Raw genomic sequence first — 25,063 nt, forward strand, 5'->3', positions numbered from 1 at the left:
GTCTTGTCCTGTCCTGGCTAGTGGGCTACGGCTGCGGCGCCGTGTTCGTCGATCAAGGCGCCGGTCTCGAAGCGTTCCAGTGCGAAGGGCTTGTTCAGCTGGTGCGGTGCGCCGGTGGCGATGGTGTGCGCGAAGGTCAGGCCGGCTGCAGGAGTTCCCTTGAATCCGCCGGTTCCCCAACCACAGTTGACGAACATGTTCTCCACCGGGGAGAGGCCAACAATCGGAGATGCATCCAACGTGGTGTCCACAATGCCGCCCCAGGTCCGGAGCACGTGTGCCCGGGCGAAGATCGGGAAGAGTTCCACGGCGGCAGCCATCTGTTCCTCGATCACGTGGAACGAGCCGCGCTGGCCGTAGCCGTTGTAGGAGTCCACGCCTGCGCCCATCACCAGTTCGCCCTTGTGGGCCTGGGAGACATACACATGGACGTGGTTGGACATGACCACAGTGGGGTGGACGGGTTCGTGCAGTTCGGACACCAGTGCCTGCAACGGGTGGGACTGAATCGGCAAGCGGAAGCCAGCCATTTCTGCCAGGACCGAGCTGTGGCCAGCGGCGCAGAGACCAACCTTTTCGGTGTTGATGGTGCCGCGGGTGGTCTGGACGCCGGTCACCCGGTTGCCGTCCTTGATGAAGCCGGTGACTTCGCAATTCTGGATGATGTCCACGCCCAGTTCATCGCACTTGCGGGCGAAGGCCCATGCCACATGGTCGTGCTTGGCGATGCCTGCTCGCGGCTGGTACGTGGCGCCCATGACGGGGTAGCGGATGTTGTCGCTGATGTTCAGGATGGGGCAGAGTTCCTTGACCTGCTGCGGGTCAAGCCATTCAGCGTCCACGCCGTTGAGCCTGTTGGCGCCCACACGGCGAACGCTTTCGCGGACATCGCCCAAGGTGTGGGCGAGGTTCATGACGCCGCGCTGGCTGAAGAGGAAGTCGTACTCAAGTTCCTCGGGCAGGATTTCCCACAGCTTCAGCGCATGCTCGTAGATGGCTGCGCTTTCGTCCCAGAGGTAGTTGGAACGGATGATGGTGGTGTTGCGGGCCATGTTTCCACCGGCCAGCCAGCCCTTTTCCAGGATGGCGATGTTGGTCATGCCGTGGTTCTTGGCCAGGAAGTACGCGGTGGCCAGGCCGTGCCCGCCGCCGCCGACGATCACGGCGTCGTAGCTTTTCTTCGGGTCCGGGTTGCGCCAGAGGAAGTCCGGGTGTTCGGGGAGGTGGTCTGCACTCACTGGGCTGCTCCAATCAGTTCTGCTTCGGTTGCGGTTGCGGCGCCATTGCCGTTATTGGACAGGTTCGGGTAGAGGGGGAACTTGTCCGCCAGTGCGGTGACGCGGCGGCGGAGTTCGACGGCGGTGGCGTCGTCCAGGGTCACGTCATCTTCGGCGCCGGCTTCAGTTCCTGCTGCGGTGCCGCTGTCCTGGGTGCCGCTGTTCACTGCGGCGATCAACGCCGTCGCAATGATGTCCGACACTTCAGTGAAGTCCTCAGCCTTGAAACCGCGTGCGGCGAGGGCGGGGGTACCGATGCGCAGGCCGGAGGAAACCATCGGCGGGCGGGGGTCGAAGGGGACGGCGTTGCGGTTGACCGTGATGCCGATGCGGTGCAGGGTGTCTTCAGCCTGCTGGCCGTTAAGTACTGAGTGGCGGAGGTCGGCGAGCACCAGGTGGACATCGGTCCCACCGCTGACAACGGAGATGCCGGCTGCGGCCACGTCTTCTTGGAGGAGACGCTGGGCGAGGATCTTTGAGCCTTCCAGGACACGGACCTGGCGTTCCTGGAACTCGGGCTCGGCAGCCATCTTGAAGGCAACAGCCTTGGCAGCGATGACGTGTTCCAGCGGTCCACCCTGCTGGCCGGGGAAGACGGCAGAATTCACTTTCTTGGCGATGTCGGCGTCGTTGGTGAGGATCACGCCACCGCGGGGGCCGCCGAGCGTCTTGTGCGTGGTGCTGGTGACAATGTGGGCGTGCGGGACCGGGCTCGGGTGGAGCCCTGCAGCCACAAGACCTGCGAAGTGGGCCATGTCCACCATGAGGTAGGCGCCCACCAGGTCCGCGATGCGGCGGAATTCAGCGAAGTCCAGCTGGCGGGAGTAGGCGGACCAGCCGGCGACGATCAGCTGCGGCTTGCTTTCCAGTGCCAGGCGCTCAACTTCGGCCATGTCCACGGTGTGGGTGTCCTCGCGAACTCCGTAAGGAACAACCTTGTACAGCTTGCCGGAGAAGTTGATGCGCATACCGTGGGTCAGGTGTCCGCCGTGCGCCAGGTTCAAGCCCATGATGGTGTCGCCGGGAGTGATCAGGGCGTGCATCGCCGAGGCGTTTGCCTGGGCTCCGGAGTGTGGCTGAACGTTGGCGAACTCTGCGCCGAACAGGGCCTTCAGGCGGTCAATGGCGAGCTGTTCGATCACATCAACGTGTTCGCAGCCGCCGTAGTAGCGCTTGCCGGGGTAGCCCTCGGCGTACTTGTTGGTCAGTACCGAGCCCTGTGCCTGCATGACGGCAGTGGGAGCGAAGTTCTCAGAGGCGATCATTTCCAGCGTGGACTGCTGGCGGATGAGTTCCTGGGCGATCGCCTGATCGACCTCCGGGTCCGCCTGTGCGAGCGGGCGGATCAGCGGTGCAACCATGGTGTTCTCCTTCTGAAGTACTTGTAGCGGCCGTCTGTTAGGCAACTGATATATTAGAACTATTGCCATAGTATGTTGGAGATCACATAGTCGTCAACAGGTCTTGGGTAACTCATCCAACAGACTGGGATTACGACAACGGGAGAGAGTAATGAGCGCAGCACTGGACGCACTGGAAACAGCTCAGCAGGGCACGTCCCTCGCCGACAATGCATACCTGCTGCTGCGCGACAGGCTCATCATGCTGGATATCAAACCCGGCGATCCCATCAACGACGGCCAGATCGCTGCCGAACTCGGCATCGGCCGCACCCCTGTTCGTGAAGCCATCAAGCGGCTTGAAAGCGACCATCTGGTGGTGTCGTATCCGCGGCGGGGTACCTTCGCTACCGGCGTAGACATCACGCAGCTTGCCGAAGTCTCCGAGATCCGTGAGCTGCTGGAACCGCTCGCCTCCAGGAAAGCTGCCCGGATGGCCAGTCCTGCCATGCGTTCAGAGCTCCGGGCGGTCGCCTCGGCCATCCGCGATCTGGAAGGCCAGGACAATTCGTCCCAAGAACTGATGCGCTACGACATTCAGGTCCACCGGCTCATCTACAAGGCTTCCGCCAATGCGCACCTCCAGGACGTCCTGATCCGGTACGACAACCTCGCCACCCGCATCTGGTGCCACATGTTGGAGAAGATGCCCTCCGTTTCGGGTCACATCTCCGAGCATGCCGAGCTCCTGACTGCCATCGCCGACGGCGACGAAGAACGCGCCGCCGAGCTAGCCCTTCACCACGTGGTCAGCTTCGAAGAGACCATCCGCAAGGTCCTCTGACCCTCTCTCACCTTTCGTCGGTTTTTTCTGGACGCTCTCTCACCTTTCGTCGGGTTTTTTGGGACGCTCTATCACCTTTGGTTGGTTTTTCCGGGACGCTCTCTCACCTTTGGTCGGGTTTTTCGGGACCCTCTATCACCTTTGGTCCATGAGGCTTTTCGACGGAATCATCGCGACTTCGGCCGCGTCTGCCGCGCAGGTGTGCGTGCGCATTTAAGGCAGGGGTCGACGTCGTTGCCGCGTCTAAGTGCCGACGTCGAGTCGTCTTCACCCAAGTGAGAGAGCGTTGGCGAAACGCCGACGAAAGGTGAGAGAGGGTTCCCAAAAGTGGGACGAACGGTGAGAGAGCGTCCCCATGAGGGGACGAAAGGTGAGAGAGGGTTCCCCGGGTGGGGGCGAAAGGTGAGAGAGCGTCCCCAAAAGTGGGACGAAAGGTGAGAGAGCGTTGGCGAAACGCCGACGAAAGGTGAGAGAGCGTCCCCAAAAGTGGGACGAAAGGTGAGAGAGCGTCGAGTCTGCTTGCAACTGAGTTGATGTAGTCGCAACGGAATCGCCTTGCCCGGCCGAACCGTTGCATCGATCCCCACTTAAAGACCGACACAATTCCTCAATGAAATCAAGGACGACGGTATTTTCAAATAGACCCTTGACCGTGATCCACCGCACACATAGTCTGGTGCAACAGCGTTGCGTTGAATGCAACCCCAATGATTTTGGTGGACACATGAGCAATGAATCCTCTGTGGCAGCCGAGCAAGGCACAGCACCTGCCTCCGGCGCCAGCCACAACAACAGCCACACCCCCAGCCCCAACCACACGGTCAGCAAAGACACTCGACGGCGAGTGGTCACTGCCAGCTTCATCGGCAACTTCGTCGAGTGGTTCGATTACGCGGTGTACGGCTACCTCGCCGGCATCATCGCGACGGTTTTCTTCCCGGAGTCAGACCGCCAAACGGCGTTGCTGGCAACCTTCGGCGTCTTTGCGATCTCTTTCTTCGTCAGGCCCCTGGGCGGTTTCATCTGGGGCCACATCGGCGACAGGCTTGGCCGCAAACAGGCGTTGTCCCTTTCGATCGTGCTGATGTCGGTGGCCACATTCTGCATAGCGTTGATCCCCGGGTACGCCACCATCGGCGTCATGGCCCCCATCCTGCTCTTGCTCGTAAGAGTGGTCCAGGGCTTCTCGGCCGCGGGGGAGTACGCCGGCGCTTCGGCCTTCCTGGTGGAGTACGCACCGGCCAATCGCCGCGGACTCTATGCCGCCGTCGTGCCTGCAAGTACAGCAGCGGGACTGTTGCTGGGGTCCTTGCTGGCCGCGCTGCTGAGTTCAGTACTGTCGGCCGAGCAACTCAACGACTGGGGCTGGCGCTTGCCGTTCCTGCTCGCGGCGCCCATGGGCCTCATTGGGCGGTACATCCGGACCAAGCTGGAGGACACCCCGGCGTTCAGGGAACTCACGGCGAAGGACACCGCCGTCAAAGCGCCTGCCTTGGCCATGTTCAAGACGTATCGGAAGCAACTCATCATCGCCACGGGTGCGGTGTTGCTGAACGCAGTGGGCTTCTACGTGATCCTCAGCTACATGCCCACGTACTTATCTGTGGAATTGGGCTTCGGGGCGGCTGAATCCTTCCTGGCCACCACCATCGCCTTGGCCAGCTACATCGGCTTCATCTTCCTGACGGGCATCGCATCGGACAAGTTCGGCCGTAAGCGCATGCTCATCACGGCATCAGTCCTCTTTATACTGCTGACGGTTCCGGCGTTCATGCTCCTGGACACCCGCAACTTCCTGGTGATCGTGCTGGTACAGATCCTCCTCGGCGGAATGCTGACCCTGAACGATGGCACCCTTCCCAGCTTCCTGGCTGAGCTCTTCCCCACGAAGGTCCGGTACACGGGATTCGCTGTCAGCTTCAACCTTTCCAATGCGTTGTTTGGCGGCACTGCGCCGTTCATGGCGACGCTCCTCATTGGCATGACCCACAGCCAGCTGGCTCCCGGCTGGTACCTCGTGGCGGCCTCCCTTGTTTCCCTCATCGCAGTCCTGTTTGCCGCGGAGACTTCCAAGAAGCCCCTGCTGCAGGACTAAGAACAACCAACCCATCGAAAGGAACCACCATGACCATCACCGAGAACGAAGCAATCAACGACGTCGCCAAGCTCGAGCGCCTCAAGGTCCTCAACAACGGGGACAAAGTCTCCCTGACCTTCTCCGACACTGAGTTCGAGCGTCGCCTCGCGGGCCTTCGCCGGATCATGGCCGAGAAGGACCTCGACGCCGTGGTCCTCACCAGCTATCACTCCATCAAGTACTACTCCGACTTCCTCTTCACCTACTTCGGCCGCTCCTACGGCATGGTGGTCACCAAGGATGACACGGTGACCATTACGGCAAACATCGACGCCGGTATGCCTTGGCGCCGCAGCTACGGCGACAACCTGGTGTACACGGACTGGCGCCGGGACAACTACATCCACGCCATCCAGGAAGTCCTGCGGACCCGCGGCATCAACCCGCGCCGCATCGGCGTCGAAGATGACTCGCTGCCCCTGGACAACCGCAACAAGATCCAGGCGGCCTTCTCCGGAGCGACGCTGGTTGACGTCGCGCAGGCGGCTATGCGTCAGCGCATGATCAAGTCGGATGAGGAGATCGCGGTTATCAAGCACGGCGCCAGGATCGGCGACCTCGGCGGTGAGGCTATCCGCAACGCCATCACCGCAGGCATCACCGAGTACGAGGTTGCGTTGATCGGTACCGAAGCCATGGTTCACGAGATCGCCCGCACGTTCCCGGACTCGGAAATCCGCGACACGTGGGTCTGGTTCCAGTCGGGCATTAACACCGACGGCGCCCACAACTGGGCCACCACCCGGAAGATCCAGGAACACGACATCCTGTCCCTGAACTGTTTCCCCATGACCAGCGGCTACTACACCGCCCTGGAGCGCACCCTGTTCTACGGCGAACCCGATGCCCGCTCCTTGGAACTGTGGAACATCAACGTGGAAGTTCACAAACGCGGCCTCGAACTCATCAAACCCGGTGCCGTCTGCAAGGACATTGCCGCCGAGTTGAACGAGATCTACGTCAGCCACGGCCTGCTGGCCAACCGCACGTTCGGCTACGGCCATTCCTTCGGTGTGCTGAGCCACTATTACGGACGCGAAGCTGGCCTGGAACTTCGCGAGGACATCGACACCGTGCTGGAGCCGGGCATGGTGGTCTCCATGGAGCCGATGATCACGGTGCTGGACGGGCAGCCTGGAGCCGGCGGTTACCGCGAGCACGACATCCTGGTGGTCGGTGAAGGCGGCGCGGAGAACATCACCAAGTTCCCGTTCGGTCCCGAGTACAACATCATCGGAGCCTAGGTGACCCGGCCGGTGAACACAGTGCACGGTGTTCACCGGCCTGCGCCCGGGACGTCCAGCGGGCTTCAGCGAAATATAGTGAACCCATGACTCCCACGGAATCCAACGATGCTTCAGGCAACGGTGACAACAAGAGCACCTCGGTGATCGTCAACGCGATAGCAGTGCTGAGGAGCTTCACGGCGGACGAACCACTCCTGGGAGTCACGGAAATCGCGGGCCGAATCGGCTTGCACAAGAGCACCGTCTCCCGCATCCTGGCAACGCTGGAACAAGAAAACCTTGTAGAGCGCGACGTCGATTCGCGCAGGTTCCGCATGGGGCTGGGGATGATCGCCATGGCGGGCCCCCTCCTGGCGGAACTCGAAGAGCGCCGCGTGGCCTACCCCGTGCTGCGCGAACTCACCGAACGCACGGGGGAGACCAGCGCGCTGATGGTGTGGAACGGCAACGAATCCATGTGCGTTGAGCAGATCCCCAGCCGCCACCAGGTCAAGCATCTTGCTCCGCTGGGTGCCAGGTACAACGAGGCACTGAGTTCGTCGGTGCAGGTCTTCCTCGCCACGGAGAACGAGGACCGGGTGCGTCAGCTGCTGCGCAGCGGTTCGATCGTCCTTACCGGTACGGACGAGGACGCTATTGAGGCCTACCTCATGCGGCTGAAGGAATCGAGGGAGCGCGGCTGGGCTGTGAACTTCGGCGAAACGTCCATCGAAGAGGTTGGTGTGGCCTCCCCGGTCTATGACCACCGCGGCGACATCGTGGCCTCCGTCCTGATTCCGGCGCCGAAATTCCGCGTCTCCCAGGACACCCTGACCAGCCTCGGTGAAGCCTGCGCCGCCGCCGCTGCCAAGGTCACTTCGCGGCTGGGTGGACGCGCCCCGCGCTAGGCCGTCGCCGAGGCGCCAACAAACCACAATCCCAGGCTTCGGAGCCGTCATTACCGTCATCCCAGCGGAAACGAAACGGCGGCCGTCCCCTCAAAGGGGACAGTCGCCGTCGTTGTTCTGCACGACGTGCGAAAGGCTACATATTCCTTCGCGCCGACGGTGATTCGTCCATGGCATCCCTGCCCAGCCAGGCTCCCAGGCCGATCATGGCAACGCCGAGGATGAGGTGCAGCCAGTTGTCAGCCGTGTTGAACGGGACAAAGTTGGCGCCTGTTTCCTGGTTGATGACCAGGCCGTAGATCCAAAGAACGATGTACACAGCGCCGCCGCCCAAGAGGAACAGGCGGGCCATGCGGGCGTTCCTTGCCATGGCCAAGCCGGCCACGCCAAACAGCAGATGAACGATGTTGTGGAGTATGGACACTTGGAAGACTCCAAGCAGCATGGCGCCGGATTCATGTCCCGCAAAGGTCATGGCGCCGAAATTGGTGGTGATCCCCGGGATGAAGCCCAGGACGCCTACCAGCAGAAATACAATGCCAACGCCCATGGCGGTGTTGCGAAGTGTCAACCCCATCATGTGGTGGTGTTCGGCGGGGTGCGAAGCGGTGGTCATCAGTCCTCCCTTTCACGCGGTTAACCGGCTCTTCTCATGGAGAGCCGACCTGCGGCAAGGGGTGTGGCAAAACCTTGCCGACGCCGCCATAATACTCCTGAAATGCTCCGGATAGCAGGGGATGTGCCCAGTTCAGCGGCGGTTAGCATGGTTTTATGAGCCAAGATCCGAACGGGCGCGTGCACACGATCTTCCATGACACCCGGGATTTGACGCCTTTCCGCGAAGGCTACGTCCGTACCCCGGTGCGCGGCCTCGCGGACGGCATGAATGACGTGCTGTCAGGGGTGCTGGGGGGTCGGGACCATGCGAGGCTCTCTGTGGTGGGGAATGTCCCGCGTTTGAAGATGCTGTCATCCAAGCCGGCGAAGGGCATGCACGATGCCGTGTTTACGTCCACCGAGCCGGATTCCCTGCTGGCGTTTGGCCGCGTGAATCCCGGGTGGGCAGGCTTGTGCTACGTCATGGCAGGCCTGCTGGCGTACAAGCACGGTGGGTTCCTGCGGGCGTCTGAGTTGCTGCAGCGCGGTTTAACAACAAGGATCGACGACGACGCCAGCCAGTTCTCGGCCATCTACCTTGGGCAGGTGGTCACCCGTGTGGAGGTGGCGGAACGCATCGAGGTTCCCGTCTTGTTCAGTGAGGAATCCGTGTTCCTGGCCTTGGCCCATTGTCTCCGGGAAATGGGCATGACGGAGTCGGCGTTGGAAGCGGTGGTGGGTTTGCCGCCGTCGTTACCTTCTGCCTTGGCACGCTGCACGGCAGCGCATTCCCTGGACCGTCACCGCGATGTGGTGGTTTGGACCGAAGGGTTGCTGAATACTGACGATCTTTCCGCGGCGTTGTTGTTGATCCGTGCGCGGTCCCAGCGGGCCAGGGGTGACTTCGACTCCGCGCAGGTTGCGTTGAAGGAGATCCTCCGCCGTCGGAAAACAAACCTGGCACTGAAGAATGATGCCTTGACGGACCGCGCCCTCCTCGCCTTGGACCAAGGGCGCAGAACTTTGACTCCCCGATCCAAGCGCCCTGCCCCTCCTGCGGAGTTGGAGACCCTGGAAGTGATCCGCAAGGACGCTGAGATGCGGCGTTTATGGGAGAACGATTTCAGGCAGTTGGGCGGGGAATAGACGCTATTGTGCCTTGGTCTCAAGGGGCGTAACGTTGTAATCAACCAAACCATTGATAAAGGATTTGGTTGATTACGAAGGGTATATGCGGCGATGGAACGGGAAGTTCGGGGGCCTGACGCTTTGGACAGGGCCTTCATGGCGTTGGCAGATCCGGTGAGGCGGGCGATAGTCGCCCGGCTGTCCCGGGGTGACGCCACCGTGAACGAGCTCGCGGAACCATTCGCCATCACAAAACAGGCGGTGTCCAAACACATCCAGGTCCTGGAGCATGCCGGATTGGTTACACGCTCCCGTGACGCCCAACGCAGGCCGGTCCACCTGGACGCGGCAGCCCTGGAGCACTTGACGGCCTGGATTGACCAATACCGGCTGATCGCCGAGTCCCGATTCCGGCGACTCGACCAGCTGCTGGGCGCAGACGTCCCGGATGAAGGACCACAGGAAAAACCAGGAAAGAAGAAAGAGGAACTGAAATGAGCAACCCAACAACAATCACCGCTGACAATGGCGTCCCGTTCGTTGACACGGTCCGCGAATTCGATGCCCCGGTCAGCGCAGTCTTCAAGGCCCACGTGGACCCGGACCTCCTGGCCAAGTGGCTTGGCCCGCGGAGTGCGGTGACAAGAGTGACCGAGTACAACGCGAGCACGGGCGGCAGCTGGCACTACGAGAGCGGGGGAGATGGCGGGATGTACGGCTTCCGCGGCATTTTCCACACGGTGGAGCCGGACGCGCTGATCATCATGACCTTCGAATTCGATGGTGCGCCGAACCAGGTAGGCCTGAGTACCACCACCTTCGAGGAAGTGGATGGCCGCACGCGGATCGTTGCCCACGAGGTTTACCCCACGGTGGAAGCGCGGGACATGGCCCTGGCCACGGGGATGAATTACGGAGTGGTGGAAGGGTATGAGCGCCTGGACGAGCTGCTGGCCGCCTAGCTGCTGGCGGCCAGAATTTGCAGCACCAACGGCAGGAGCTGCTCCGACAACAGCACTGTCCCCAGTCCGATCATGACGATCCCGCTCACCAGGGTCACCACCCTCGCGGCACCCGGCCGGGAGGCCAGCAGCTTCCGCGAGGTCAAGGCGACGCCGGTGTAAACCATCCCTGCAAGGATCACGAAGGTCAGGCCGAGTAACCCCGATTGCACAGGGACGGGCAGTGCTGCCTCAGGACTCACAAACTGGGGCACCAGCGCCACAAAGAACAGCAGGCCCTTCGGATTGATACCGCTGGTGCCCATGCCCTGGAAGAACGTGCGGAGTTGATTTCCGGACTGCACGACGCCGCCTTCCGCACTGAAGCTGGCGCCTCGCCAAGAGCGGATGGTTCCGACGCCGAGCCACAGCAGGTACGCCGCTCCGGCGATGGTGAGCCATCCCAGAAGTCCGGGCACTCCAGCCAGTAGGGCCGCCAAGCCAGCCGCCATCAGCAGGGTGTGGACGACGTAGCCGCTGCACAGTCCGGCAACCGCAGGGACGAAGCTACGTTGGCGAAGGCCTGCAGAGATCGAATAAGCCCAGTCCACGCCGGGGGTGCAGGCCAAGGTGACTGCGACAAGCATGAAGGCGATGAACAGCTGCGGATTCACGATCTCTCCAGGGTTAGGTGGTAGGAAAACTCTAGGGAAAAATACCCCATAAGTGTTCCCTGATTTAGCCCTGATATTGCCGAAATGGGTAAGATTATTGCGTGATAGACAAAATCGACAGAAGTATTTTGCGCTACCTCAAAGAAGATGGGCGGATGACGGCCACGGCCCTCGCGTCACAGGTGGGTTTAACGGTGGCTCCATGCCATCGGCGACTCCGCGATCTGGAGTCCTCTGGGGTGATCCGTGGCTACCGTGCGGACATTGATCCTGCAGCGGTGGGGCTTGGTTTCGAAGCGATTGTTTTTGTCACTCTCCGCCAGGTTGAGCGCACCATCATGGCGGAGTTTGAGGATCGTGTGACCGCAAGTCCCAACATTGTGGAGGCTCAGCGGCTCTTCGGTTCCCCGGACTATCTGTTGAAGGTCATTGCCGCGGACCTGCCTGCCTACCAGCGCTTCTACGACGACGAACTTGCAGCCCTTCCAGCTGTCGAGCGCCTGACCTCGACGCTGGTGATGAAGAACCTGAAAACAAACATCGGCCCGCCTGTCTAGGAAGTCTCCACCCCAGGCGACTGCCGCTTCTGGCCGCAGGGCCTCTCCTTGCGGCCGGACAGCCTCTCCTGGCCGCAGGCGGGTTGGTCAGCTTGCTGGGCTCACGTGGACGATGATGACCTGCTGGTCTTTGGAACCGTCAAAGCGGAGGTCGTAGTTAACCTCCAGCCCGGTGCTGGTGCCGGACGTCAGGGAGTAGTCGCTCTTTGAGCCGGTGTCCTTGCTGGTGGACTCAATCCAGCGCTCGGCATCAGAGGAGTCGATCCCGTACTTTTCCACGCCGTCGCGGATGAGGGTGCTGAGGCCCTCGAATGAATCCGCAGTGAGGAAGTAAGTGACCTCAGTGAAGTCGGGCCTCGCATCGGTGGTCTTGAACCGGATGCGGTCTGTCTGAGCGCTGATCTCGCCGCTGGGTGCCGCGATGGTCAGGTTGATCTTGCCCGAGTCCTGTGTGTTGATCTCCGGACCATAGCTGTCCGGGGAGACACGCACTGCCGATTTCTGGAGTGACCCGCTGCTCATGTCCAAACGGGCTTGCTTGTCCGTTCTGATCCGGTCAACGCCAGCAGCGTCCAGCGTGGAGAATTCCGAGGTGATCACTGTGCTCCCTTGTGAAGATGAAGATGAGGATGATGATTGCGGCGCCTGGGATGTTGGGACGGGCGTAGGCAACTGGCATGCGCTGGTGGTCATGACTCCCAGCCCCACCACGGTGGCCACCGCGAGCTTCAGTAAGTATTTTGCCTGCAGCCTCACTGATGCACCTCCGCATCGAAGCCGTCCAGGAAGCGATCCATGATGCCGGGAATGTTGTTGGTGGGCCTGTATTGGTCTACGCGGTCATTGAAGTCCGAGCCGATGATGTCCCGGGCTTGCTGGGGGTCGTTCGCCAGGAGGTCCTGATAGGCCGGAAGGGTGTCCTGTTTGATAAGGGCCCACCGCTGGTCAGCGTCGGCGATATTGCCGTCAGGGAATCCAGTGGTGAAGTCGGTGCGGAACTGCGCGGGGTTATCCCAGTTGGTAAAGGGGATGTTCTCGGGCCCAGGGCTCTCCACGCTGAACTCGTAGGGGAAGACCTCGGGGTAGCTCTTGGCTCCGGGGATGGACGGCTCGCCCGCCAGGGTGACCATGTAGGTTACCGCTTCCCCGCCAGGGTGGTTGCGCATGTTCGTGTAGTCGTCAGCGATGATTTCGTTTTGCTCGCGGTAGAGCAGGGCCGTGTTGCCTTCCTTAACCTGTGCCGGGTCACCGGAATCGATGTGCGCCCAGGCTTCTGCAGTTCCCGGGTCAATTGCACCGGAGTCGCGAAGGCGGTTGATTTCCTCGATGCCGCCGTTCATGTACGCCTGGTGCTGGCGTGCCTGGTCCAGGAAGATCTCTTTGTTCATGTCCAGCATGGACGTTTCATAGAACTTGATCTCGGCATCGGTCATGCCGGCGAGTTGCTCGATCTGGTCCAGCACCGGGATCGGGATGTCCGAGGCAGGGTTGTCGGCTATTTGCTGTGCCAGGTCACGCAGCATGGACATGTCCTTGAATCCACCGGCAAAGGATGGACCGATCATGTTCGCCATGCCGGCCCACTGCAGGTCCGGGTTGGACAGGAAGGCCTGTCCGTAGAAGTCGTAGACCTTCTTGATGGTTTCCCAGTTGTATTCAGTGCCCCTGCTGGTGTCCCACGTTGAGGGGTCGATGCCCATCTCCCGCATGGCCTGCTGGTTCCAGTAATCGCTGAGGAACTGTGAGTACTCCGGCGACTTCTTTTCAATGAGGCCGGAATCGGCGGCCGCATCCATCGCGGCCTTGGCTTCCTCGGGGTGTTCCAGTGCCCACTTCTTGAATTCATCGCTGCGGAGGTATTCGGACCGCTCCTGCGGCGTCATACCGCTGAGCAGGTCCGTTAGCTCCTGGCCGTTCCCGCCTGGCGAGCCGGATCCACCGGGACCACCACCACTGCCTCCGCCCGTGCTGGCAGAATCCTGTTCCTGGGCGTTCTTTAACAAGCTCTGGGAGGCGGCCTTGATTCCGGAAGCCGCACTTTGGAGAGCCCTCAAATGCGAGTTGCTCCATTCATGACGGAACCGGTCGCCGTCGTTGCCCCGCCACGGACTGTTGTTGATTGAACCCGAGAGCTGTTGTCCCAGATCCGTGAGTCGATCCGCATTGCGCGCCAGTTCCTTGGCCAACTGCCGCAGCTGTGCGACGTCTGCGCCGTAGAAGTTGCCCGCCACCATGCCCCCAAAGTTGTTTGCCGTTGATCTGACCCCCATCCTAGGCCGAGGCCAGAGCCCGGCACATGGGCACAACTGCCCTATGTGAATAACGTGAGTCGCTACTCCTGGAGCAGCCCTGTGGTCCGGTACGGAATGACTTCCCGCAGGAACATGCTGGTGGAGGTCCGCACGATTCCGGGGCATAGACGAATTTCCTCGGATACCCGGTACAGATCATCGGGGCTCTTGGCCACCACCCTAATGATGAGGTCCGTGTCTCCGGCAGGCGCGTGGCATTCGAGGACTTCGGGGATTTTCCGGAGGGCTGCGATTGCCTCGTTGAGATGGCTTTGGTCCAGTTCGGCGCTCACTGCGGCAGCAACGCCCCGTCCCAGGGCGGTGGGCAGGACGCGGCTGCTGTTGGGTCGCAGGGCGCCGGATGCCGTCATCCGCTCAAGGCGGGACTGCACCGTTCCGCGTGCGAGGTGCAGTTTCTGCGCCAACACCATGATGGGGACCCGCGGATCGTCGTCCAGTGCGGCGAGGATTCGGCGGTCGGTGGCGTCGAGTTCCTGCAATGTGACCACTTCCTGACCAGGTTTTCGTATGGGACTAGTCAGATCGACCAGTCATCTCAATGTCTGTTGCACCTACTGTATGCCTACTGCTGAAATGGTGACAACGAAGCAGGACGAGGCTACCGCCGGACCCCGCAGGCACCAGGCACCCGGAACACCACCCGGAGCCCTGCATAGGTTTCCCGCAAGGAAGCAGCCGCTGATTGACTCTTGTTCACAGCATTGTCATTCTGCACTCGCCCGTCGTAGGGCAGCACAGTAAGAGCCCCTGAGCCACCGGATCGTTGCGGTGGCTGAGGGGCTCTTGTCGTGCCGGCACTCACGGCGCCGGCGAATAGGCTTGGAGCATGACTCCTGCTGGCCGCTTCGCCCCGAGCCCATCCGGCGAACTGCACGTCGGCAACTTGCGCACAGCCATCCTTGCCTGGCTGTTCGCAAAATCCAGCGGCCGTGATTTCCTGCTGCGGGTAGAGGACCTGGATCGTGCACGGGCCGGCGCCGAGGCGGAGCAGCTCCGCGATCTGGAGGCAATCGGCGTGAGGTGGGATGCCGCCGTCGTACGCCAGACTGAGCGCGCGGCGCTTTACAGCGACGCTATTGCCCGCCTCACCAAGGAAGGCCGTACGTACGAATGCTTCTGTACACGGCGGGAAATCCAGGAGGCCCCGTCCGCTCCGCATGCACCGCAGGGCGCGTATCCGGGGACGTGCAGGCGGTTGTCCCACGCCGAACGTGAGATCCGGCGCGCCTCACGCCCGGCGTCGATCCGCTTGCGGTCGGACGTCATGGAGTGGGCTGTTGAGGACCAGTTGCACGGAACATTCGTGGGCATGGTGGACGACTTCGTGTTGCGCCGAAATGACGGCGTGACGGCCTACAACCTGGCGGTCGTGGTGGACGATGCTGCCCAGGGAATCGACCAGGTGGTGCGGGGCGACGACCTCCTCTCATCCACCCCGCGGCAGGCTTATCTGGCTGCCCTGCTCGGCCTGCCTGTCCCGGAATATGCCCACGTTCCGCTGGTGGTGAATCACGACGGCGTGAGGCTGGCAAAGCGCGACGGTGCCGTGACGCTGGGCGACCTCGCCGCCGCCGGAATTCCCGTGCATCGCGTGCGCGACCTGATCCTTGAATCGCTCCGGCTTCCTGCTGGTTCATTGCAGGACGCGCTCCCGGCATTCAACCCCCAAACGCTGCCAAACGAGCCGTGGGTGTGGATAACGCCCCGGGCCTGAAGGTCCTGACCCCGTAGGCTGTCTGGATGCATTCACAGGTGATCGCCCCAGGTTTTGAACCCGTAGCTGAGCTCTTTGGCCGTTTCCTCGAACAGGATCCGGACTACTCCGCGCAAGTAGCGGCGTACCATCGTGGCGTCAAAGTGCTGGACCTGAGCGGCGGGCCGCACATCCGCCCGGATTCGGTGACGGGTGTCTTTTCCTGTTCCAAAGGCATGGCTGGGCTTGTCATGGCGTTGCTGGTGCAGGACGGCGAGCTGGACCTTGACGCCGAGGTGGTCAAGTATTGGCCCGAATTTGGCGTCGAGGGCAAAGCCTCGATCACTGTCGCGCAGCTCCTGTCCCATCAGGCCGGGCTCTTGGGTGTGGACGGTGGCCTGACCCTTGAGGAGGTCAACAACTCGGAGCTCGCGGCCGTGAAGCTCGCCAAACTGGCGCCGCTGTGGAAGCCGGGTGCGGCGTTTGGCTATCACGCGCTGACCATTGGCATCTTCACGGAAGAGCTGTGCCGCCGCATCACTGGTTCCACGCTGCAGGAGGTCTTCGAGCAGCGGATCCGTGCCGTGACCGGTGCTCACTTCTACCTTGGCCTGCCCGATTCCGAGGAGGCCCGCTTTGAGCCGTTCCGCTGGGCGGCCGATCCCTCGTGGCCATGGGTGGACCCGGCCAGCCACGTCGGCTTGGCCGCCAACGCGGCCGTGGGCGACATCCTGGACTTGCCGAACATTCGTGAAGTCCGCGCGGCAGGCCTGAGCTCGGCCGCAGGCGTGGCGAGTGCGGAAGGAATGGCGAGGATCTATGCGGCGACGCTGACCGGGCTGGCCGGCGACGGTGCTGGATCAGCGGTCGGCGGGCAGGACGCCGTCGGGCCGCTGCTGACCGAGGAGACAATTCGTGCGATGACCAGTGAGCAGGTGTTCGGGATCGACCGCGTTTTCGGGGAGACCGGCTGCTTCGCCACTGTTTTCATGAAGTCGCACAGCCGCATGCCGTTCGGCAGTTACCGCGCGTTCGGGCACGACGGCGCCAGCGCGTCGTTGGGGTTCGCGGACCCCGTGTACGAACTCGGCTTCGGGTACGTGCCGCAGCAGGCGGAGCCCGGGGGAGTGGGCTGCCGCAACTTCCAGCTGAGTTCAGCGGTTCGGGAGGTTATCGCGGGCCTCGCGTCCTAGCTGTGCAAGGCTGCCTGCGAGGCGTGCGTCGCCTGGGCGGCAGGAACCCCTGTGGCCATGCCTGCCCATAGGGTGTCGGTGGTGGCGGCAACCACGGCGTCCACCGTCGTCCCCTCCAAATGGTCTCCAGCCGCAAGCAGTGCTGCTCCGTGAAGGCTTACGAAGCAGACCATGGCCAGGGTCTCGGGGTCACCTGCCGCCAACACGCCCGCGTTCTGGGCTTCGGTGATCATGGCCCGGGCCACGTGAATCCCTTGTTCGCCCGTGCTTCGCAGCTCGGCGCTGGAGTCCGGATGGTGCTTCGTGGAGTACATCACCGTGAGGAGCGCAGGGTGGGCTACGGCGAAATCGACGTACGCCTTCCCGACGCTGAAGAACTTGCCGCGGAGCTCCTCACCTGACTGGGCGGCGTTCGCGATAAGGCTGTTCATTGATTCAAAGCCGGTCAGCGCCAAAGCATCGATCAGGGCTTGCTTGTCGCGGAAGTGTTTGGCGGGTGCGCCATGGCTGACGTTCACGTCGCGGGCGAGCTGCCGCAAAGACAGGCCTTCCACGCCCACTTCTTCGATGGTCTCCATGGCACGCTCCAACAGTGCCTCGCGGAGTTTGCCGTGGTGGTAGGGCTGCTCGGTCATGGGATCAGTCTAAGCCAATGTAGTCATTGACAACAAAGTAGACACTGCCTACCATGTTGTCAGTGACTACATGAGTCTCACCTCCCACCGATTGGATTCGCCATGACGATGACCTACTCAGGCACCACCGCTCTTATCACCGGAGCAAGCTCCGGCCTGGGCGCCGAATTCGCGGGCCAATTCGCTGCACGGGGCTCCAACCTCGTGTTGGTGGCGCGGCGCGTTGATCGCCTGGAAGAGCTGGCCCAGGAACTGCGTTCCAAGCACGGAGTCACGGTGACGGTGGTACCTATGGACCTGGGCCGCCCTGGCGTTGGCAGCGAACTCTTCGAGGAGGTCGCTGGCCTCGGAATCACCGTGGACACGCTCATCAACAACGCTGGCTTCGGCACGCATTCGCCCTTTGTGGAGGAGGACCCGGACACAGTTGCGTCTGAGATTTCCTTGAACGTGGCCGCCCTGGTGGACATCACGCGGGCGTTCCTTCCGGATATGCTTTCCTCCGGCAAGGGTGCGCTGGTGAACGTTGCCAGCACCGCCGCCTTCCAGCCCATCCCCGGAATGGCCGTGTACGGGGCTACCAAGGCTTTCGTCCTGAGCTTCACCGAAGCTGTGGCCCACGAGACCAAAGACTCCGGGCTCAATGTCCTGGCCCTCTGTCCCGGGGCCACCCGCACTGAGTTCTTCGACGTCCTTGGCGGCAACTCCGCAGCCGTGGGCAAGATGCAGACCTCTGGCCAGGTTGTGGGAACGGCGCTCAAGGCGTTGGATCGCAAGGAAACCCCCGGCAGCGTGGTCTCCGGTTGGGTCAACCGCGTCGCTGCAGGCTTCGCGCAGCGCCTGCCCAGAGCCGTCACCGTTGCCATCGCTGCTCGCGCAGTTCAGGACTGGTAGGACTGGCGGACCGGTCAGGACGGGCAGTCCGGTGTTTCGGGTCCCGGAACAGCGGATAGCCTGAAGGTGAGGACCGATCCCCGCCGGTCCCTCTTCAAGCCGGAGGCCAGCATGACCGAACCACGCTTCACCGTAGAGACAGCCCAGGTCCTGGCCGAAGTGGCTCACAACCGCCAGAAGGACAAACTCAAGCGTCCCTACAGGGAGCATGTTCTGGCGGTGGGGGATGCCCTGGCCGATTTTGATGAGGACATCCAGATCGCCGGATACCTTCACGACATCGCCGAGGACACCCCCATCACCCGTCAGGCTCTGCTGGACATGGGGGTTTCAGAGCGGGCAGTGGACATTATTGAGCGCGTCACCCGCCGCTTCCACGACGACCCGGATGATTACGACGCCGGCATCCGTTACGTTGCGGAGGATCACGACGCCACGTTGGTGAAGATCGCGGACAACGCCCACAACTCCCTGCCCGAACGTGTCCGGGCGCTCGCCGAGAAGTGGCCGGACAAGCCTCCGGCCACGCGCTACGCCGATGCCCGCCCGGTGCTGTACACAGCTGTCCCAAGGGAAGAAGTGGAGCTGATCCTGCAGCGGATCAACCCCTATCTGCTCGCTGAGTTGGACGAGATCGTTCCCGAGTAGCCTTTGGTGCCCCCAGCCTGTCTTCAGCCGCCCGTTGTGGGGCCTGTTTTGCGTGTTTGGCGGGGGATTTGGGGCGTAGAGTGGGCCCCGCAACGGGAGTGGGCTGAGTTGTGAGGCCTGCTTTGCGTGCCTCAACCGGCAATGAGGGTGCAGAGTGGGCCCCGCAACGGGAGTGGGCTGAGTTGTGAGGCCTGTTTTGCGTGTTTGGCGGGGGATTTGGGGTGCAGAGTGGGCCCCGCAACGCAGGCGGAGTCAGCCCGCGGCAGCTTCGAGCCGCCGAAGCGCAGCCGCCCGGCCCTTGTGCCCTCGGCGCTCGTCGTACGCGATGGACAAGCCCAGGACCACCATCATTTCCAGCATGCACAGGGGTACCGAAGCGCCCGCCGAAGCCATGGCGATGCTTCCCGCCAGGGCCACAACCACCAGCGTGGTGCTCCAGAGGAGTTCGCGGTCCCTCCCGAGCATGATGCTGTAGAGCGTCGTCAGGGACACTTTGAAAAGGATGATCGGCAAGGCAATCGAGGCCACTGCGGAGGCCGCCGGGATGTGAGCCTCGTGATCGATGAAGTAGGCGGCAACGTGGAGCCCGGCACCCGTCGCCGCGATGGCAGCGAAGATGAAGATGTGTCCGTAGCCAAACACCCACGAGCGGTGCCTCTGGAAGTGGAGAGCGGGTCCTGAAGGCAGGATGAAGTAGATCCACCACATGGCGAAGGCCAACCCTGTGCCGCTGAGCCCAACCAACGCGGCATCCATGGTCCAGCCGTGCAAGGCAACGATCGCGCGCAGGGTCTCAATGGCTCCGATCAAGCACTCGCCCAGGGCAATGATTGCCAGAAGTCCGTACCGTTCGGCGATGTGGTGCGCGTGCCACGGGGTGCGGATTTTCCTTTCCGCGAAGTATGGTGCTGCCATTTCCATGACGAACAGCGGCGTTGCAATGAGGAATGTCGTGAGGACGCTTGCATCGATCAAGAGGACCGCTACCCAGCCGATCTGCACCACGGAAACGTACTTTGCGTAGCGCAGGCACGTCTCACGGCGTTCAGGATCCTGCCGGGCGGCCCGCAGCCATTGGAAGATCAGGGCCACCCGCATCACGATGTAGCCCAGCACCATGGTGACGTTGTCCACGTGCTTGCCCTCGATGATCGAGTGGAACATCGGCTCAATGCCCATGGCCAGAACCAGGACACCCACCATCTGCACCATGGTGACTACCCTGAACACCCAATCGTCGGTGTCGTAGGCGCTGGCGAACCAAGTGAAGTTGATCCAGGCCCAGATCACGGCGAACATGGCGAAAGCGAAGGCGAGGAGCCCGGGCCAGAAGTGGGCTTCTGCCACGGCATGGGCGAACTGGTTACCGGCAACACCGAAGGCTATGACGAAGGTCAGGTCGAAGAACAGCTCAAGCGGCGTGGCAGTGCGGTGCTTCTCGTGGGGGTCGCGACCGCCCATGCGGGAAAGCGCATGGCGAAGTGGATTGGTGGACATGGCTCAAAGATTACCGCTGCCCATGTCTCCTCGCCGAGATCGCCGGAATGCGTCGAGATCGCCGAAGAGTTCCGGCGATCTCGGCAGCGTTCCGGCGAACTCGCGGAGAGGCCGGCCCTACACACGCCCCAAGACGTCGATGTCTTCCAGGAAGTCCTGATGGACCTCGGGACTCACGGTGGTGCGGGTATCCGCGATCGCATCGAGGTAGTCCTGCGTGACCGGCCCCTTGCGCCCGTTGGACCCGGACGCAACGTCGGCCGAACCGCCCGAGCCAGCACCGTCGTCGTACACGGCCTTTTCCAAAGCACGCTGGGAGGCGCTGCGGGCAGCGAACTCTATGTCCGCGGGGGAGAAGCCCTCGGTCCGGTCCACCAGCTGGGCGATGTCCACGTCATCCACCACGGTGGCAGGGATGAACCGCTGCCACATGGCCTCGCGCGCGTGGACATCCGGCAGGCCAATGGGGATCACGTAGTCGAAGCGGCCGTGGCGCAGGAACGCGGTGTCCAGGGCACGGATGAAGTTGGTGGCGCACACCAGCAAGCGCCCGGGCTGCTCACGGAACGCGGGGATGATCTTGAGGAGCTCGTTGGTGACGCCCTGGAGCGGCGACGGCGGATCACCGGCGCGCTGGGACGCGATTTCCTCTACCTCGTCGATGAACACCACGGCGTGCTCCAGTTCGGCGATTTCCAGGAAGGTTTCGCGCAGGGCACCGGCGAGGCCTTTGGGATCGGAGGCCAAACGCGATGGGAACACCTCAACAAAAGGCCATTCCAAGCGCGACGCAATGGCCTTGGCGAAGGTGGTCTTGCCTGTGCCCGGAGGGCCGAAAAGCACCACGGCCCGGGGTGGAACCACACCGTATTCATCAGCGAGGTCAGCCTCGGCCAGCGGCAGTACCAGGCGGCGTTCCAGCAACTCCTTCTCACGGCGCATGCCGGCCACGTTCTCCCAGAGGTCGCGCGCCAGGATGCGTCCGCCGAGCAGTCCCAGCGCGCCAAGCTCCTGGCGTTGCACCGGAATGGTCCGCTCAAAATAGCGCAGGTTTTTCTTCACCACGAAACCGCGGCCCAGGAACGCCTCGACGCGCGTCTCTGTCTCCGGCATCAGCGCGGACAACTTGTTGAGGCCATGAGGCGCCATGCGGTTTTCGACGGCGGACAACAGCGAGGTGCCGATCCCCCGGCCCCGGAACTCTGTCAGCGTGGCCAGGAAAACGATCCAGCCCTGGTCATGTGCCGCACGTCCGACGGCGGCACCCACCACTTGATCGCCCTGCACCGCAACCACCGCGTGGTCCTTTTCGCACGACGCCAGGACCTCTGACAACGCGTAGACAGGCTCCACACCATCGGCCTTGAGTGACTCCCACAAGTGCAGGATGCCGTCGAGGTCGGACGAGTGGAAGTCCCTGATGCGCCAGTTGCTCATGGCTGTGTCTCCTGGTTTTGCTAAGTGGATCGCCGTTGATTCCTTGGAGTTGAGCATAGGCGAACCGCGCGGGCAGGACGTTGCGCCTCCGTTGCGTTACGCAACGGAGGCCGCCTTGGGCAGTACCGCACGACGACGGCCTGTCGCCGCCCGCGTTCGTCCCGCCATGGGGCGGGCCTCCTAGGATGGGCCCACATGGCACTTTTCGAGGGAGAAGCGTGGGCCTGTTACCCGGGAGAAGGATCAATGCGGCGGGAATAATGGCTGCGTTGCTGGTGGGCGCAGGGTTGGCGCCGGCCGCTCAAGCACCGGCCGCTCATGCAGCGGACGCGCAGGATGTGACGGTCTATGGCCACCCGATCGTGGGCGCGGTCCTGTCCGTGGAAGGGGCTCCGGCCTACTTCGCCAACTGCGGCGGGAGCGGCGAGCCCAGCTATTCCATTCAGTGGCTCCGGGACGGCGAACCCGTGGAGACCAGCCCGCCTTACTCCCCATACCTTTACCCCCTGGAAGCTGATGACCTCGGCGGCCGGATCTCTGCGATCGCCACCGGATCGCCCACCAACTGTGCCGGCCAGGAAGTGGTGACCGGCGAGTCGGAGGAGATCCGCAAAGAACCCATGCGGGCAGAAGGCTTTACTGGCCGGGGCGTCTTCGAGCTGATGGCCCGGAAGCATGACGGAACGCTCATGATGTACCTGGGAAGGGACCAGGTTCAAGGCTGGCAGGAAACCCGGCAGGTAGGACCCGGCTGGGACGGGTTCACCAGGATCTTTGCCGCGGGCGACTTCACCACGGATGGCATCAGCGACCTCATGGCCACGGACACGTCGGGCACGCTCTACCGCTTCCAGGGAACGGGCGACGGTGGGTTCTACACCTTCCGCCATGCCGTGGGCTGGGGGTGGGACAGCATCGACAAAGTGGCGGGCCCCGGCGACTTCGACGGTGATGGCCTCAACGATCTCCTGGGCAGCGAGGCGAACGGGGACCTCTACGTCTTCCCCTCCCACCCGTGGGGAGGTTGGAGTCCCCGGATGAAGGTGGGCCACGGCTGGGACGTCATGGATCTCCGGATCGGTCCCGGCGACTTTGACGGCGATGGCAACGTGGACGTCCTGGCCAAGGACAAAGCCGGACGGCTCTATTTCTACGGCGGCGATGGTGCCGGTGGATGGACCAGCTCACGCCAGATTGGCCAGGGCTGGAATGCCCTGACCAACATCGGGAGCGCCGGAGACTTCAACCGCGACGGCGTTAATGACGTTCACGGTGTCAACGCCGCCGGGGAGCTGGTGATGTACTACGGTGACGGGCACGGTGGCTGGAAAGGCGCGGAAACCGTTGGCTGGGGCTGGACCATCTTCAACGGTCTCTACTGAACCCCACCTGCTACTGAACCCCACCGGCTACTGAACAGGCCGCAACCGCAATCCCTGCATGCCGCCATCCACCGCCAGGGAGGTTCCCGACGTCGAGCCCGACAAAGGGCTCGCCAAGTACGCGACGGCGCCGGCCACCTCCACCGGATCCACCATGCGGCCGTGCGGTTGGCGGGCGTTGAGGGCCGCACGCTCGCCGGCAGGATCGGCGGCAGAGTCCAGCAGGCGGCCTACCCACGGAGTGTCCACGGTGCCGGGGTTGACGCAGTTCACACGGATGCCCTCGCGGACGTGATCCGCCGCCATGGCGAGCGTCAGTGACAGGACCGCGCCCTTGGACGCCGAGTAGAGCGCCCGTTGCGGGAGTCCAGCCGTCGCGGCGATGGAACAGGTGTTCACGATCGCGGCGGCGGGGGACTCGCGCAGGTACGGCAGGGCCGCCCGGCTCACCCGGGCGATTCCCACCACGTTGACGTTGAGCACGCGCAGCCATTCGTCATCATCATTGGCGGCAATGTCACCTTGCGCGCCGATGCCGGCGTTGTTGATCACGATGTCCAACCGGCCGAATTGCTTCGCAACGTTTTCGACGGCGGCACGCACCGAGGCGTCATCGGCCACGTTGCATGTCACGCCGAAGTACGGACTGGTTTCAGGTGCGAGGTCGAGGACCGCCACCTGCGCGCCCCCGGCGGCGAGGCGGTCCGCGATGGCAGCCCCGATCCCGGAGGCTCCGCCGGTCACCAGTGCTGCGAGGCCATCGAACTCGTTACCCACCGAGGTTGCCACGGGGCTCAGGCGGTGGTGCCGGCGAAGGAAGCGGCGTGTGCTGCACCAGCGGCGGAGCCGGCCTGTGCGCGGAAGTACTCCTGGCGCTGGCGTCCCAAGCCGTCGATCTCCAGTTCCACAACGTCCCCTGGTTGGATAAACGGGAAACGGCCGGACATTGCCACGCCCTCGGGGGTGCCGGTGATGATCACATCGCCTGGTTCCAGGAGCATGTACTGGCTGAGGTGGTGGACGATCGTGGCGGGGTCGAAGATCATGTCCGAGGTATTGGAATCCTGGCGTGGTTCGCCATTGACCAGGGTCTGGAGGCGCAGGCTGCCGGCGTCGACGTCGGCAGCGGGAACCAGCCACGGGCCCAGGGGAGTGGAGCCGGGGAGGGACTTACCCTTGGTCCACTGTCCGGCCGCGCCGGGGATTTGGTACTCACGCTCGGAGAGGTCGTTGGCCACTGCGTAGCCGGCGATGCATGCTTCGGCCTCGGAGACGGAAGAAAGGTATGACGCTTCCCGGCCGATCACGATGGCCAGTTCCACTTCCCAGTCGTACTTTTCCGACGACGGCGGGATGGGGGCGGCGTCGAACGGACCAGTGATCGTATTGCTTGGCTTCAAGAAGACCACCGGAACCTCGGGCGGCGTTGCCCCGGATTCGGCGGCGTGGGCCGTGTAGTTGAGGCCAATGGCCACCACGGCTCCGGGGCGGGCCACGGGGGCGCCGACGCGAAGTCCCGCGGCGGAGATTTCCGGAAGTTCCCCGTTGTTCAGGGCTTCACGCGTGCGTTCGATGCCGTCCGAGGCGAGAAAACCGCCGTCGATGTCGTTGGTCAGGGCCGTAAGGCTGAAGTACTTCTCGGTGCCGTCGGCGTCCTGGGCAATGACGGCCGGTTGTTCGTTTCCGGCTGTTCCCAGCCTGGCGAATTTCAAGGTCATGGCTTCCTCCGTGCGTTCGGGACTA

Annotated in this window: 25 protein-coding genes; 13 read left to right on the top strand and 12 right to left on the bottom strand. The window is 62.8% G+C overall.

Features of this window, described 5'->3' with window-relative positions:
- Positions 1–17 precede the first annotated feature (17 nt).
- Together BLW08_RS18135 and glyA are read right to left on the bottom strand one after the other, a co-directional pair.
- The gene (locus tag BLW08_RS18135; protein ID WP_024818500.1) at positions 18–1,238 is read right to left on the bottom strand and encodes a sarcosine oxidase subunit beta family protein; all 1,221 of its coding nucleotides are present in this window, start codon (positions 1,236–1,238) and stop codon (positions 18–20) included.
- Positions 1,235–2,638 (bottom strand): serine hydroxymethyltransferase, encoded by a 1,404-nt coding sequence (gene glyA / locus BLW08_RS18140; RefSeq protein WP_091326884.1) that lies wholly within the window; start codon positions 2,636–2,638, stop codon positions 1,235–1,237. Before glyA ends, BLW08_RS18135 begins: the two co-directional genes overlap by 4 nt.
- Positions 2,639–2,789: 151 nt before the next feature.
- Here glyA and BLW08_RS18145 point away from each other — a divergent pair, with 151 nt between their 5' ends.
- The 4 genes from BLW08_RS18145 to BLW08_RS18160 all read left to right on the top strand — a co-directional run bounded on the left by BLW08_RS18145 (position 2,790) and on the right by BLW08_RS18160 (position 7,732).
- Positions 2,790–3,461, top strand: a complete 672-nt coding sequence (locus BLW08_RS18145; RefSeq protein ID WP_090824399.1) for a GntR family transcriptional regulator — start codon at positions 2,790–2,792, stop codon at positions 3,459–3,461.
- A 724-nt stretch (positions 3,462–4,185) separates the two neighbouring features.
- Positions 4,186–5,556, top strand: coding sequence for an MFS transporter (locus tag BLW08_RS18150; RefSeq protein ID WP_090824400.1), 1,371 nt, complete (start codon positions 4,186–4,188; stop codon positions 5,554–5,556).
- Between the two features lie 29 nt (positions 5,557–5,585).
- A complete protein-coding gene (locus tag BLW08_RS18155; protein ID WP_091326887.1) occupies positions 5,586–6,842 on the top strand; it encodes an aminopeptidase P family protein in 1,257 nt (418 codons plus the stop codon).
- An 86-nt stretch (positions 6,843–6,928) separates the two neighbouring features.
- Positions 6,929–7,732, top strand: a complete 804-nt coding sequence (locus BLW08_RS18160) for an IclR family transcriptional regulator (RefSeq protein WP_091326889.1) — start codon at positions 6,929–6,931, stop codon at positions 7,730–7,732.
- Between the two features lie 136 nt (positions 7,733–7,868).
- Here BLW08_RS18160 and BLW08_RS18165 read toward each other — a convergent pair whose 3' ends face one another.
- Positions 7,869–8,348 (bottom strand): DUF4383 domain-containing protein, encoded by a 480-nt coding sequence (locus tag BLW08_RS18165; RefSeq protein WP_090824406.1) that lies wholly within the window; start codon positions 8,346–8,348, stop codon positions 7,869–7,871.
- A gap of 155 nt (positions 8,349–8,503) precedes the next feature.
- Between BLW08_RS18165 and BLW08_RS18170 the strand changes: the two genes are divergently transcribed.
- The 3 genes from BLW08_RS18170 to BLW08_RS18180 all read left to right on the top strand — a co-directional run bounded on the left by BLW08_RS18170 (position 8,504) and on the right by BLW08_RS18180 (position 10,419).
- Complete coding sequence (locus BLW08_RS18170) at positions 8,504–9,475, top strand: hypothetical protein (RefSeq protein ID WP_091326892.1); 972 nt, start codon at positions 8,504–8,506, stop codon at positions 9,473–9,475.
- A gap of 93 nt (positions 9,476–9,568) precedes the next feature.
- The gene (locus tag BLW08_RS18175; RefSeq protein ID WP_091326894.1) at positions 9,569–9,955 is read left to right on the top strand and encodes an ArsR/SmtB family transcription factor; all 387 of its coding nucleotides are present in this window, start codon (positions 9,569–9,571) and stop codon (positions 9,953–9,955) included.
- Complete coding sequence (locus tag BLW08_RS18180; RefSeq protein ID WP_090824411.1) at positions 9,952–10,419, top strand: SRPBCC family protein; 468 nt, start codon at positions 9,952–9,954, stop codon at positions 10,417–10,419. Before BLW08_RS18175 ends, BLW08_RS18180 begins: the two co-directional genes overlap by 4 nt.
- On the opposite strand, the gene BLW08_RS18185 is transcribed toward BLW08_RS18180, so the two are convergent.
- Positions 10,416–11,072, bottom strand: a complete 657-nt coding sequence (locus tag BLW08_RS18185; RefSeq protein ID WP_090824413.1) for a LysE family translocator — start codon at positions 11,070–11,072, stop codon at positions 10,416–10,418. The two genes, BLW08_RS18180 and BLW08_RS18185, sit on opposite strands and share 4 nt — an antisense overlap.
- Before the next feature lie 101 nt (positions 11,073–11,173).
- On the opposite strand from BLW08_RS18185, the gene BLW08_RS18190 reads away from it, so the two are divergent.
- On the top strand, positions 11,174–11,629 hold the full coding sequence (locus tag BLW08_RS18190; protein ID WP_091326899.1) for an Lrp/AsnC family transcriptional regulator: 456 nt from the start codon (positions 11,174–11,176) through the stop codon (positions 11,627–11,629).
- 87 nt (positions 11,630–11,716) lie between these two features.
- On the opposite strand, the gene BLW08_RS18195 is transcribed toward BLW08_RS18190, so the two are convergent.
- The 3 genes from BLW08_RS18195 to BLW08_RS18205 form a co-directional block, all read right to left on the bottom strand.
- Entirely contained in the window at positions 11,717–12,229 is a 513-nt protein-coding gene (locus BLW08_RS18195; protein ID WP_368086894.1) for a hypothetical protein, read from the bottom strand.
- A 152-nt stretch (positions 12,230–12,381) separates the two neighbouring features.
- Positions 12,382–13,860: a WXG100 family type VII secretion target gene (locus BLW08_RS18200; RefSeq protein WP_091326986.1), complete on the bottom strand. Its 1,479-nt coding sequence runs from the start codon at positions 13,858–13,860 to the stop codon at positions 12,382–12,384.
- Positions 13,861–13,961: 101 nt separating this feature from the next.
- Positions 13,962–14,420, bottom strand: coding sequence for an Lrp/AsnC family transcriptional regulator (locus BLW08_RS18205; protein WP_175538760.1), 459 nt, complete (start codon positions 14,418–14,420; stop codon positions 13,962–13,964).
- A gap of 347 nt (positions 14,421–14,767) precedes the next feature.
- Between BLW08_RS18205 and gluQRS the strand changes: the two genes are divergently transcribed.
- Positions 14,768–15,655: a tRNA glutamyl-Q(34) synthetase GluQRS gene (gene gluQRS, locus BLW08_RS18210; RefSeq protein WP_091326903.1), complete on the top strand. Its 888-nt coding sequence runs from the start codon at positions 14,768–14,770 to the stop codon at positions 15,653–15,655.
- A 26-nt stretch (positions 15,656–15,681) separates the two neighbouring features.
- Complete coding sequence (locus BLW08_RS18215; RefSeq protein ID WP_091326905.1) at positions 15,682–16,827, top strand: serine hydrolase domain-containing protein; 1,146 nt, start codon at positions 15,682–15,684, stop codon at positions 16,825–16,827.
- Here the strand turns inward: BLW08_RS18215 and BLW08_RS18220 are convergent.
- Positions 16,824–17,462, bottom strand: a complete 639-nt coding sequence (locus BLW08_RS18220; RefSeq protein ID WP_090824423.1) for a TetR/AcrR family transcriptional regulator — start codon at positions 17,460–17,462, stop codon at positions 16,824–16,826. The two genes, BLW08_RS18215 and BLW08_RS18220, sit on opposite strands and share 4 nt — an antisense overlap.
- A gap of 102 nt (positions 17,463–17,564) precedes the next feature.
- Here BLW08_RS18220 and BLW08_RS18225 point away from each other — a divergent pair, with 102 nt between their 5' ends.
- Entirely contained in the window at positions 17,565–18,356 is a 792-nt protein-coding gene (locus BLW08_RS18225) for an SDR family NAD(P)-dependent oxidoreductase (RefSeq protein WP_091326908.1), read from the top strand.
- Between the two features lie 111 nt (positions 18,357–18,467).
- The gene (locus tag BLW08_RS18230; RefSeq protein WP_091326989.1) at positions 18,468–19,004 is read left to right on the top strand and encodes an HD domain-containing protein; all 537 of its coding nucleotides are present in this window, start codon (positions 18,468–18,470) and stop codon (positions 19,002–19,004) included.
- Between the two features lie 252 nt (positions 19,005–19,256).
- Here the strand turns inward: BLW08_RS18230 and BLW08_RS18235 are convergent, their stop codons facing one another.
- Together BLW08_RS18235 and BLW08_RS18240 are read right to left on the bottom strand one after the other, a co-directional pair.
- Positions 19,257–20,501: a low temperature requirement protein A gene (locus tag BLW08_RS18235; protein ID WP_090824427.1), complete on the bottom strand. Its 1,245-nt coding sequence runs from the start codon at positions 20,499–20,501 to the stop codon at positions 19,257–19,259.
- A 117-nt stretch (positions 20,502–20,618) separates the two neighbouring features.
- Complete coding sequence (locus tag BLW08_RS18240) at positions 20,619–21,938, bottom strand: ATP-binding protein (RefSeq protein ID WP_091326910.1); 1,320 nt, start codon at positions 21,936–21,938, stop codon at positions 20,619–20,621.
- Between the two features lie 260 nt (positions 21,939–22,198).
- On the opposite strand from BLW08_RS18240, the gene BLW08_RS18245 reads away from it, so the two are divergent.
- Positions 22,199–23,320, top strand: a complete 1,122-nt coding sequence (locus BLW08_RS18245; RefSeq protein ID WP_091326912.1) for an FG-GAP-like repeat-containing protein — start codon at positions 22,199–22,201, stop codon at positions 23,318–23,320.
- A 27-nt stretch (positions 23,321–23,347) separates the two neighbouring features.
- On the opposite strand, the gene BLW08_RS18250 is transcribed toward BLW08_RS18245, so the two are convergent.
- A complete protein-coding gene (locus tag BLW08_RS18250; RefSeq protein ID WP_175538755.1) occupies positions 23,348–24,109 on the bottom strand; it encodes an SDR family NAD(P)-dependent oxidoreductase in 762 nt (253 codons plus the stop codon).
- Between the two features lie 5 nt (positions 24,110–24,114).
- Complete coding sequence (locus tag BLW08_RS18255) at positions 24,115–25,038, bottom strand: fumarylacetoacetate hydrolase family protein (RefSeq protein ID WP_091326915.1); 924 nt, start codon at positions 25,036–25,038, stop codon at positions 24,115–24,117.
- Positions 25,039–25,063 lie beyond the last annotated feature (25 nt).

The organism is Arthrobacter sp. cf158 (assembly GCF_900106835.1).
GTDB lineage: Bacteria > Actinomycetota > Actinomycetes > Actinomycetales > Micrococcaceae > Arthrobacter.

What these genes read in the sequence shown, in the direction of transcription:
- BLW08_RS18160 (WP_091326889.1), top strand. Translation starts at nt 6,929, where the DNA reads ATGACTCCCACGGAATCCAACGATGCTTCAGGCAACGGTGACAACAAG.
- BLW08_RS18145 (WP_090824399.1), top strand. Translation starts at nt 2,790, where the DNA reads ATGAGCGCAGCACTGGACGCACTGGAAACAGCTCAGCAGGGCACGTCC.
- BLW08_RS18255 (WP_091326915.1), bottom strand. Translation starts at nt 25,038, where the DNA reads ATGACCTTGAAATTCGCCAGGCTGGGAACAGCCGGAAACGAACAACCG.
- BLW08_RS18150 (WP_090824400.1), top strand. Translation starts at nt 4,186, where the DNA reads ATGAGCAATGAATCCTCTGTGGCAGCCGAGCAAGGCACAGCACCTGCC.
- BLW08_RS18180 (WP_090824411.1), top strand. Translation starts at nt 9,952, where the DNA reads ATGAGCAACCCAACAACAATCACCGCTGACAATGGCGTCCCGTTCGTT.
- BLW08_RS18225 (WP_091326908.1), top strand. Translation starts at nt 17,565, where the DNA reads ATGACGATGACCTACTCAGGCACCACCGCTCTTATCACCGGAGCAAGC.
- BLW08_RS18175 (WP_091326894.1), top strand. Translation starts at nt 9,569, where the DNA reads ATGGAACGGGAAGTTCGGGGGCCTGACGCTTTGGACAGGGCCTTCATG.
- gluQRS (WP_091326903.1), top strand. Translation starts at nt 14,768, where the DNA reads ATGACTCCTGCTGGCCGCTTCGCCCCGAGCCCATCCGGCGAACTGCAC.
- BLW08_RS18235 (WP_090824427.1), bottom strand. Translation starts at nt 20,501, where the DNA reads ATGTCCACCAATCCACTTCGCCATGCGCTTTCCCGCATGGGCGGTCGC.
- BLW08_RS18170 (WP_091326892.1), top strand. Translation starts at nt 8,504, where the DNA reads ATGAGCCAAGATCCGAACGGGCGCGTGCACACGATCTTCCATGACACC.
- glyA (WP_091326884.1), bottom strand. Translation starts at nt 2,638, where the DNA reads ATGGTTGCACCGCTGATCCGCCCGCTCGCACAGGCGGACCCGGAGGTC.
- BLW08_RS18240 (WP_091326910.1), bottom strand. Translation starts at nt 21,938, where the DNA reads ATGAGCAACTGGCGCATCAGGGACTTCCACTCGTCCGACCTCGACGGC.
- BLW08_RS18220 (WP_090824423.1), bottom strand. Translation starts at nt 17,462, where the DNA reads ATGACCGAGCAGCCCTACCACCACGGCAAACTCCGCGAGGCACTGTTG.
- BLW08_RS18245 (WP_091326912.1), top strand. Translation starts at nt 22,199, where the DNA reads ATGGCTGCGTTGCTGGTGGGCGCAGGGTTGGCGCCGGCCGCTCAAGCA.
- BLW08_RS18215 (WP_091326905.1), top strand. Translation starts at nt 15,682, where the DNA reads ATGCATTCACAGGTGATCGCCCCAGGTTTTGAACCCGTAGCTGAGCTC.
- BLW08_RS18230 (WP_091326989.1), top strand. Translation starts at nt 18,468, where the DNA reads ATGACCGAACCACGCTTCACCGTAGAGACAGCCCAGGTCCTGGCCGAA.
- BLW08_RS18165 (WP_090824406.1), bottom strand. Translation starts at nt 8,348, where the DNA reads ATGACCACCGCTTCGCACCCCGCCGAACACCACCACATGATGGGGTTG.
- BLW08_RS18155 (WP_091326887.1), top strand. Translation starts at nt 5,586, where the DNA reads ATGACCATCACCGAGAACGAAGCAATCAACGACGTCGCCAAGCTCGAG.